Source organism: Stenotrophomonas sp. STEN022 (assembly GCF_056760155.1).
In genome coordinates this window covers 21,801-31,050 of record NZ_JBRREG010000054.1, presented here as the reverse complement: position 1 = coordinate 31,050, position 9,250 = coordinate 21,801, and the positions used below count along the sequence as shown (strand labels likewise).

The 9,250-nt window shown below is 64.9% G+C and carries 8 protein-coding genes; 3 read left to right on the top strand and 5 right to left on the bottom strand.

What is annotated here, in order from left to right; translation table 11 throughout:
* Positions 1 to 112: 112 nt before the first annotated feature.
* Positions 113 to 1,207 carry a cell division protein ZapE gene (zapE, locus tag ACVOMF_RS12515; RefSeq protein WP_481509586.1) on the bottom strand — a complete coding sequence of 365 codons (1,095 nt, stop codon included), beginning with the start codon at positions 1,205 to 1,207 and terminating at the stop codon, positions 113 to 115.
* 2 nt (positions 1,208 to 1,209) lie between these two features.
* Entirely contained in the window at positions 1,210 to 1,881 is a 672-nt protein-coding gene (locus ACVOMF_RS12510) for an alpha/beta hydrolase (protein WP_481509585.1), read from the bottom strand.
* 62 nt (positions 1,882 to 1,943) lie between these two features.
* Between ACVOMF_RS12510 and ACVOMF_RS12505 the strand changes: the two genes are divergently transcribed.
* The gene (locus tag ACVOMF_RS12505) at positions 1,944 to 2,804 is read left to right on the top strand and encodes an EamA family transporter (RefSeq protein WP_481509584.1); all 861 of its coding nucleotides are present in this window, start codon (positions 1,944 to 1,946) and stop codon (positions 2,802 to 2,804) included.
* Between the two features lie 137 nt (positions 2,805 to 2,941).
* Here the strand turns inward: ACVOMF_RS12505 and ACVOMF_RS12500 are convergent, their stop codons facing one another.
* The 3 genes from ACVOMF_RS12500 to ACVOMF_RS12490 all read right to left on the bottom strand — a co-directional run bounded on the left by ACVOMF_RS12500 (position 2,942) and on the right by ACVOMF_RS12490 (position 6,056).
* The gene (locus tag ACVOMF_RS12500; RefSeq protein WP_481509583.1) at positions 2,942 to 4,675 is read right to left on the bottom strand and encodes an ExeM/NucH family extracellular endonuclease; all 1,734 of its coding nucleotides are present in this window, start codon (positions 4,673 to 4,675) and stop codon (positions 2,942 to 2,944) included.
* 108 nt (positions 4,676 to 4,783) lie between these two features.
* Positions 4,784 to 5,302 (bottom strand): c-type cytochrome, encoded by a 519-nt coding sequence (locus ACVOMF_RS12495; protein WP_296247531.1) that lies wholly within the window; start codon positions 5,300 to 5,302, stop codon positions 4,784 to 4,786.
* Positions 5,303 to 5,438: 136 nt separating this feature from the next.
* Entirely contained in the window at positions 5,439 to 6,056 is a 618-nt protein-coding gene (locus ACVOMF_RS12490) for a TetR/AcrR family transcriptional regulator (protein ID WP_481509582.1), read from the bottom strand.
* A 144-nt stretch (positions 6,057 to 6,200) separates the two neighbouring features.
* Between ACVOMF_RS12490 and ACVOMF_RS12485 the strand changes: the two genes are divergently transcribed.
* Positions 6,201 to 7,364, top strand: coding sequence for an isovaleryl-CoA dehydrogenase (locus ACVOMF_RS12485; protein ID WP_282268265.1), 1,164 nt, complete (start codon positions 6,201 to 6,203; stop codon positions 7,362 to 7,364).
* 164 nt (positions 7,365 to 7,528) lie between these two features.
* Positions 7,529 to 9,139: a carboxyl transferase domain-containing protein gene (locus ACVOMF_RS12480; protein WP_481509581.1), complete on the top strand. Its 1,611-nt coding sequence runs from the start codon at positions 7,529 to 7,531 to the stop codon at positions 9,137 to 9,139.
* Positions 9,140 to 9,250: the final 111 nt, after the last annotated feature.

Below are 9,250 nucleotides of genomic sequence, written 5' to 3'. Positions count from 1 at the left end.
GCTTGTGGAGGCGTCCCACCCACATAACAAACACAAACAACACACAAAAACCCCCCGCCCCCGTCACTTTCCCCCCCCGCCGCCCGCCCCCCCCCCCCCCCCCACTACAGGGTCAGTTCCTGTGCGCGGTGCCCAGGTACTCGGCGCTCTGCATCTCGATCAGGCGGCTGGCGGTGCGCTCGAAGGCACCGGCCAGGCGGGTGCCGCTGTACAGCATGGGCGGCGCGTCCTGTGCGGTGCAGACCAGGTTGACCTGGCGGTCGTACAACTCATCGATCAGGTTGACGAAACGGCGCGCGGCATCTTCGTTGAGGCGATCGAAGTGCGGTATGCCGCCGAGCAGCACGGTGGTGAACTCGCGTGCGATCTCGATGTAGTCCGACGGCCCGCGCGGGCCTTCGCACAAAGCCGCGAAATCAAACCAGGCAATGCTCTTGCCACGGCCACGCACCGGGATCTTACGGCCTTCGATCTGGATGTTGCCGCCGCGTGCTTCTTCGGCACCACTCAGCTCCTTCCAGCGCCCGCCCAACCACGCGTCACTCTCCGCATCCAACGGCGCTCGGTATACCGGCGAGCGGGTCAGCGCGCGCATGCGGTAGTCCTCGGTGCCTTCGGCATACAGCTCGACGCAGTACTTCTCCAGCAAGGCAATCGCCGGCAGGAAGCTGTCGCGCTGCAGGCCATTGAGATAGAGGTTCTCCACCGCCGTATTGGAAGTAGTCACCAGGGTCACGCCCTCGGCGAACAGCCGCTCCAGCAAGCGTCCCAGCAACATCGCATCGCCGATATCGGTGACGAAGAATTCATCCAGCACCAGCACCCGCAGCTTGTCGCGCCATTGCTGGGCAATCTTCGCCAGCGGATCGCTCTGCCCCTGGTGCTGGTGCAGCTGTTCGTGAATGCCGCGCATGAAGCGGTGGAAGTGGGTGCGGTACTTCTGCTCGATCGGCAGGCCGTCGTAGAACAAGTCGACCAGGAAGGTCTTGCCGCGACCCACGCCGCCCCAGAAGTACAACCCCTTTACCGGCTCGGGCTTCTTCCAGAACGCCGACAGCCGGTCCAGCCAGCCGTCCTGCGCGCTATCGACAATGGCCAGGTGGATACGGTCCAGCTCGGCCAGCGCCGCATGCTGGGCGACATCATCGCGCCAGTCGCCGCGGGCCACGCCGGCGGCGTAGCGTTGTGAGGGGGTCATTGCATCCATGCTCAGTTGCTGCCGTCGGGCAGCCAGCGCCGCACTTCGTGCTGGATGGCACCGCGCAGGTCGATCAGCTTGCGATGGAAGAAATGCGAGGTGTCCGGCATGCGCACCATCTGCGGCGGATTCGGCAGCGATTCCAGCCATTGGTACACGCCCTGCGCGTCGACCACTTCATCGGCATCGCCCTGCACCACCAGCCAGTTGGCCGGCGGCTGGACTTCGGAGAAATCCCAGGTGCGGCGGCCCACCGGCGGTGCGATCGAGATCAAGGCCTGCGGCTGCAGCTGGGCGGCGGCGCGCAGCGACACATAGGCGCCGAAGCTGAAACCGGCCAGCCACAGCGCGGCATCCGGGCGTTCGCTGCGCACCCAGTTGACCACGGCGCGCAGGTCGTCGGCTTCGCCTTCACCATTGTCGTAGGTGCCAACCGAGGCGCCGACGCTGCGGAAGTTGAAACGCACGGTGGTGATGCCCAGGTCGCGCAGCGCGCGCGAGACCATGGTCACCACCTTGTTGTGCATGCTGCCGCCCTCGATGGACAGCGGATGGCAGATGACGGCGATGATCGGACGTGCGGCGGACTCGCCATCGGGCAGGTCGACGCCGACTTCCAGCGGACCGGCTGGGCCGTCCAGCATCAGCGTCGCCGATTCGTGGGGGAATGGGAGAGTTTGCATGCGGCCATAATAGCGGCCCCGTCCGGCGGCTTCACGCCTGCCCTTCACAACTGCCCAAATCCATGCATTTCCTTGTCCTGAGTGTGATCTGCAGTGTTCTGGTATCGGTGCTGCTGAAACTGGCGCCACGCCGCGGCGTCGATATCGCCCAGGCGGTGACCTGGAACTATCTGGCCGCCAGCGTACTGTCGCTACTGTTGCTCAAACCTTCCTTGCAGTCGCTGCAGAGCGGGCATACGCCGTGGCTGGCGCTGCTTGGCCTTGCCGTGGCACTGCCGGGCATCTTCCTGGTACTGGCCCGCGCAGTGCGCGAGGCCGGCATCGTGCGCAGCGACGTGGCCCAGCGCCTGTCCCTGCTGCTGTCGCTGGCTGCTGCCTTCCTGCTGTTTGGCGAACAGGCCAATGGCTGGAAGCTGGCGGGCCTGGGATTGGGCTTGCTGGCGATTGTCGGCGTGACCGCGCGCGATGGCGGCAGCACCGAACGCTCGCGTTCAAGCTGGGGCTGGTTGCTCGGCGTATGGGCCGGCTTCGCCTTGATCGACATCCTGCTCAAGCAGGTGGCAGCGGCCGGCACGCCATCCATCGCTGCCCTGCTGGTGAGCTTCGGCATCGCCTTCGTACTGATGCTTGTGTGGCAGCTGCAGCGGCATGTCAGCGGCAAGAGCAGGTTGACGCTGGGCAATCTGGGTTTTGGCCTGCTGCTCGGGCTGCTCAACTTCGGCAACATTCTGTTTTACGTGCGTGCGCACCAGGCGTTGCCGCACAGCCCGGCGACGATTTTTGCCGGCATGAATATTGGCGTGGTGGGTCTGGGTGCGCTGGTCGGCGTGCTGGCGTTCGGCGAGAAGACCAGCGTGTGGAACCGCGTTGGCCTGGCGCTGGCGGTGGTCGCGATTGGACTGATTGCGCGCGGGACGCTTTGAGGTTTTCTGCTGGTTTGGAGCAACAGCAAGGGCACCCCTCCCCGGCCCTCCCCTTCGCTGCGCGAAAGGGAGGGAGAAAATCTGCCCCCTCCCTTTGCCGCAGGCAAGGGGAGGGCCGGGGGGGGTGCTTTAGATGCTTAAGGATCAAACCCCAACAGCAACGGATCATGGTCCGAGCTGCGCCACGGCCCTGGCACATTACGGCCCTGGTAACCAACCTCATCGGCCTCATCGGCATTGATATGCCACTCGGCCGCGCCCTTCAGCCGCGCGGCCATGCCCGGGCTCAGCAAGGCGTGATCCAGTCGGCCAGTCATACCGTTGTAGACGTAGCTGTAAGGCTGCTGCACACCGGCAACCTTGAATGCGTCCTGCCAGCCATCGGCATTCAAGGTGCGGATCGGGTCTTCCATCGCATAGGCGTTGAAGTCGCCCAGCAGCACCGCATCACGGCTACCGGTACCGGTCGGGTCTTCCTGCAACCAGTTATGCAGCAGCTTGGCCGATTCCACGCGGGTGGCGTTCCAGCAGCCCTGGCCGTCATTGCGATCAGCGTTTTCGCCGCTCGCTTCCGAGCAGCCCTTGGACTTGAAGTGGTTGGCCACCACCACGAACGGCGTGCCCTTGCGCCCCATGCGGAAGGCCTGCGCCAGCGGCACGCGGCTGCGTTCACCAAACGGCTCGCGCTCCAGCACCGCCGGCTTGCCGACCGGGCTCACCCTTGAAGCGCGGTAGATGATGCCGACGCGGATCGGGTTGTCGCCCGGGCCCTTGCCAGCATCGACGAAGCGCCAGTCGCCATCCTTGCCCTGCGCGGCATTGAGCGCGCGCACCAGCTGATCGATTGCCGAGCCCGGGCCGTAGCCGTCGTTCTCCAACTCCATCAGCGCGGCAACGTCGGCATTGAGGCTGCCGATGGTGGTGATCAGCTTGGCCTGCTGCGCCGCCTGCTGTTCGGCGGTTTTGGCACCACGCAGGGTCGGATAGCCGCCGCCCTTGCCGTCGCCATTGAAGTAATTCTCCAGATTGAACGCAGCGATGCGCAGCCCGCCAGCCACCGTCGGTGGCTGCTGCGGACGCTCGGCGTCCACCACGACCGGGGCGGTCAGCTGCAGGCGATAGCCGCCATCGAAACGCTGGTCGACGATGCCCTGCACCTCGCGCAGCTGCGCACCGCTGCGCAGCAGCTGGTCCGGCGCCAGATACGGCACCGCGCCCGGATCGCGCTTGCCGCTGGCATCGTCCAGACGCAGGCGACGGCGGTTGTTGTCGGCAATCACCGCGGCTTGTTCGGGGCTGCCGGCGGCGGCCACTTCGCTGGGCTGCCATAGGCGGCCGCCGAAGGCAGCGGTCAGTTCGCCATAGCGTGAGAGCTGGTCCTGGCCAGCCACGGTCAGGCCAGTCGGAATGCGCACCTGCATGCCCTCCAATGCCTCCCAGTTGGCGGGGACATCGGTCAACACCAGCGGCGCCGGTACGGGCCGCGCTGCGGCCGGGCTGATGGTCTGCGCCTGCAGCGTGGTCAGGCCCTGCTCGCTCTTGCCGGCAGCCTGCTCCTCGACGGTGCCGGTGATGCGCAGCCACTGGCCGACCTGCACGGCCTGTTCCTTGGGCAGTCGCACGAACAAGCCATCGGAAGTGGCGGCATCACCATCACCTGCGTCCTGCACGAAGATGCCGCCCAAGCCATCGCGCATATCGGCGGTCACCGCGCCTTCGATGGTGACGGTCTTGCCCGCATACGGGCTGTGGTCGGTCGTGCCCTGCACGCTGCCGATCGGCAGTACGACAGACTTGGACGGGGCAGCCAGCGCCGCGCCGGAACAGGCGGCAGCCAAGGCCAGGGCAAGCAAGCTAGGGGTACAACGCATGGACGCACTCCGGGGAAGACGGAAACACAAAGCGCCGCCCTGGTGGGGCGGCGCCGGCTATTCTGCAGCAATCGGGTCTATTGCCAGCTGTGTGAGTCTGGCGGCTTTCTATTTCAGATTGGCCAGCATCCAGTCCACGGTGGCGTGGATCTGCTCCTCGCTGAGCCCGGCATTGCCGCCCTTGGGCGGCATGATGCCGCCATCCGGGCCGGTATAGCCCTCGATGGCGTGCTTGTAGAGGGTGTCCTTGCCCTGCGCCAGACGCTTGTCCCAGTGACTGTGGTCCAGGGTCGGCGCGTTGCCCACGCCGGTGGTGTGGCAGGCGGTGCACAGGCTGTCGAAGATGGTCTTGCCGTCCAGGGTGCCACCGTAGGCCCCGCTGGCTGCCGCAGCAGCTGCTGCTGCAGCGGCGGCTGCAGCCTGCGCCGACGCACCGGTAGCACCGGCGTACACCGCACCGATGGGTGCAATGCGTTGCTCGATGCGTTTGGTCGCGGTCGGCGACACTTCCTTGGGAATGACGTGCTGCAGGTAGGACGCGAAGATGATCAAGCCAATCGTGATGACGGCCAGGATGGCGATCACGATGGAAAAGCGTTTCAGGAACTCAAGGTCGTAATTCCGCACGTCTCATCACCCCGGGCGAGTTGTCGGTGGACCAGCAGCTGCTGGGCGAGTATAGACCAGCGTCCGCCCGCTCCCGCAATGCCCATGAACACGCGCACAAGTGCGGCAATGCAGCATCCCAAGGTGGTTACAGCACTCAGTGCGGCAGCGGCGCACCGGCTGCGCGCAGGCACAGCGCACTGATCGCAGCGACCAGATGTTCGCCATCGCGCAGGCCATCGCGGCTGGGCGCGGTCGGCCCGACCAGGGCTTCAGTGAAGGCACCGACGATGCAGGCCGCGCTGATCTCCAGATCCTGCGCCGGCAGCTCGCCAGCGCGCACGCCGTCTTCAAGGATGCGCTTGAACACGTCACCGAACAGCCGCCGGCAACGGATGCGCTCGGCCTCCACTTCCGGGTCGACCGGCTCGGCGATGAAGGCATAGGCCAGGCCCGGACCGGCCATGGCGCGGCGCACGAAAGAGGCCACCGCCAGCTGCAGCCGCTGCGGCGCCGGCAAGGGCTCATCGGCAATGGCGGCGAGGATCTCCAGCTCGTGCTCGACAGCGAAGGTCAGCACCTCCACGAACAGCTCCGCCTTGGACGGGAAATGCCGGTAGATCAGCCCGGTAGACACGCCCGCCTCGGCCGCCACCGCGGTGATCGGGGCATTGCGATAGCCGCCTGCGGCGACCAGCCGGCGGGCCGCCACCAGGATCCGCTCGCGGTTGCCCGCCAGCCGTTTTTCCATCAATTCCGAGCGCTTGTAAGCCATTTGTTGATTCTATGTTCAATTTTTGAATTTGTATTCACTTTTTACCCGGGAGCCGCTAGGCTGCGCGCAAACGCCCGTGCCGACGGCCTCCCCGTCCTCCCAACCCGGTGCGCCCCTTATCGCCAAGCAGTACCGGAGCCAGCCATGCACGTCCCCACCCTCAATTTTGATCTGGGCGAAGAAATCGACATGCTGCGCGAAAGCGTGGCGCAGTTTGCCGCCGCCCACATCGCGCCACTGGCCGCCGAAGCTGACGCCAGCAACCACTTCCCCAACCAGCTCTGGCGCCAGCTTGGCGAACAGGGCCTGCTGGGCATGACCGTGGAAGAAGAATACGGCGGCAGCGGCATGGGTTACCTGGCGCATGTGGTGGCGATGGAGGAAATCTCGCGCGCCTCCGGCGGCATCGGCCTGTCCTATGGCGCGCATTCCAACCTGTGCCTCAACCAGCTGCGCAAGAACGCCAGCGAAGCGCAGAAGCACAAGTACCTGCCCAAGCTGTGCAGCGGCGAACATGTCGGTGCTTTGGCGATGAGCGAGCCGGGTGCAGGCTCTGATGTGGTGTCGATGAAGCTGCGCGCCGATCTGCGCGGTGATCACTACGTGCTCAACGGCAACAAGATGTGGATCACCAATGGTCCCGATGCCGACGTGCTGATCGTCTATGCCAAGACCGACCCGGACGCCGGCTCGCGCGGCATCACCGCCTTCATCATCGAAAAGGGCATGAAGGGCTTCTCCACCGCGCAGAAGCTGGACAAGCTGGGCATGCGTTCGTCCAACACCTGCGAGCTGGTATTCCAGGATTGCGAAGTGCCGGTCGAGAACGTGCTGGGTGCTGTTGGTGGTGGCGTCAAGGTGTTGATGTCCGGCCTGGACTACGAGCGCGTGGTGTTGTCCGGCGGCCCGCTCGGCCTGATGTCGGCGGCGCTGGATGTTGTGCTGCCCTACGTGCATGAGCGCAAGCAGTTCGGCGAAGCGATCGGCACCTTCCAACTGATCCAGGCCAAGCTGGCCGACATGTATGTCGGCCTCAATGCCTGCCGCGCCTATGTGTACGCCGTGGCCAAGGCCTGCGACCAGGGCCGCACCACTCGCCAGGACGCGGCTGGCGCGATCCTGTATTCCGCCGAGAAGGCGACCTGGGCAGCCGGTGAAGCGATCCAGATTCTCGGCGGCAACGGATACATCAACGAGTACCCGGCCGGCCGCTTGTGGCGTGATGCCAAGTTGTACGAGATTGGTGCCGGCACTTCCGAGATCCGCCGCATGTTGATTGGGCGGGAGTTGTTCCAGAAGACCGCATGAAACCGCTTTAGCCCCTCTCCCTCCGGGAGAGGGGTTGGGGTGAGGGTCGGCGGCGAAGCCACTGCAGGAACAGATAGTTGCAGGCTTCGCACCTACCCTCATCCGCCCCTTCGGGGCACCTTCTCCCGAAGGGAGAAGGAGGATAAAAACCCAGGACATCGGCCATGACCGTACTCACCTCCCAGCTGCAACCCGGCAGTGACAGCTTCGAAGCCAATCGCGCCGCGATGCAGGCCCAGGTCGATGACCTGCGTGCCACGCTGGCAGCCACCGCGCGTGGAGGCAGCGATGCAGCCCGGGCCAAGCACAGTGCACGCGGCAAGCTTTTGGTGCGTGAACGCATCGATGCTCTGCTCGATCCCGGCAGCCCCTTCCTTGAGGTCGCGCCGCTGGCTGCGCACGGCATGTATGCCGATCCGGTGCCCGGCGCCGGCATGGTCGCCGGCATCGGCCGCGTGTCCGGGGTGGAATGCCTGATCGTTGCCAACGATGCCACGGTCAAGGGCGGCACCTATTACCCGGTGACAGTGAAGAAGCACCTGCGTGCGCAGGAAATCGCCCAGCAGAACCGTCTTCCCTGCATCTACCTGGTCGACTCCGGTGGCGCCTTCCTGCCGCTGCAGGATGAAGTCTTCCCCGACCGCGATCATTTCGGCCGTATCTTCTACAACCAGGCCAATCTCTCGGCACAGGGCATTCCGCAGATTGCCTGCGTGATGGGCAGCTGCACCGCCGGCGGCGCCTATGTGCCGGCGATGAGCGATGAGACCGTCATCGTCAAGGAACAGGGCACCATCTTCCTCGGCGGTCCGCCGCTGGTGAAAGCGGCAACCGGCGAAGTGGTCAGTGCCGAAGAACTGGGCGGTGCCGACGTGCACACGCGCATCTCCGGTGTTGCCGACCACATGGCCGACAACGACCTGCAGGCACTAGCACGGGTGCGCTCCATCGTCGCCAACTTGAACTGGCGCAAGCCGGATGCGGGCGTTGCCCTGCAAGCCAGCGAGGCGCCGCTGCTTGATGCACATGAGCTTTATGGCGTGATTCCCGCCGATACGCGCAAGCCCTACGATGTGCGCGAGGTGATCGCGCGCATCGTCGATGGCTCGCGTCTCGATGAGTTCAAGCCACGCTACGGCAACACGCTGGTCACCGGCTTCGCGCATGTGCACGGCCATCCGGTCGGCATCATCGCCAACAACGGCATCCTGTTCTCGGAGTCCGCACTGAAGGGTGCGCACTTCATCGAGCTGTGCTGCCAACGCAATATCCCGCTGCTGTTCCTGCAGAACATCACCGGCTTCATGGTCGGGCGCAAGTACGAGCATGGCGGCATCGCCAAGGACGGTGCGAAGCTCGTAATGGCGGTGGCCAATGCACGCGTGCCGAAGTACACGGTGGTGATCGGTGGTTCGTTCGGTGCCGGCAACTACGGCATGTGCGGGCGCGCGTATTCGCCGCACTTCCTGTGGATGTGGCCGAATGCGCGGATCGGGGTGATGGGCGGCGAGCAAGCGGCGAGCGTGTTGGCCACGGTCAAGCGTGATGGTATCGAGGCCAGGGGTGGGGCGTGGTCGGCTGAGGAAGAAGACAGCTTCAAGCAGCCGATCCGTGATCAGTTCGAGCAACAGGGTCATCCGTATTACGCGAGTGCGCGTTTGTGGGATGACGGGGTGATTGATCCGGCGGATACGCGGCGGGTGCTTGGATTGGCCTTGGCTGCCAGTCTCAATGCGCCGGTGCAGGACACGCGGTTTGGCGTGTTCCGGATGTGATGGCGCTATGCGGCTTATTGTACAAAGAGCGGTGGATCAAGGGCTTTCACTCCCCTTCGGGGAGCGAGTTACTTTTCTTTGCTTGTGCAAAGAAAAGCTAACCAAAAGAAG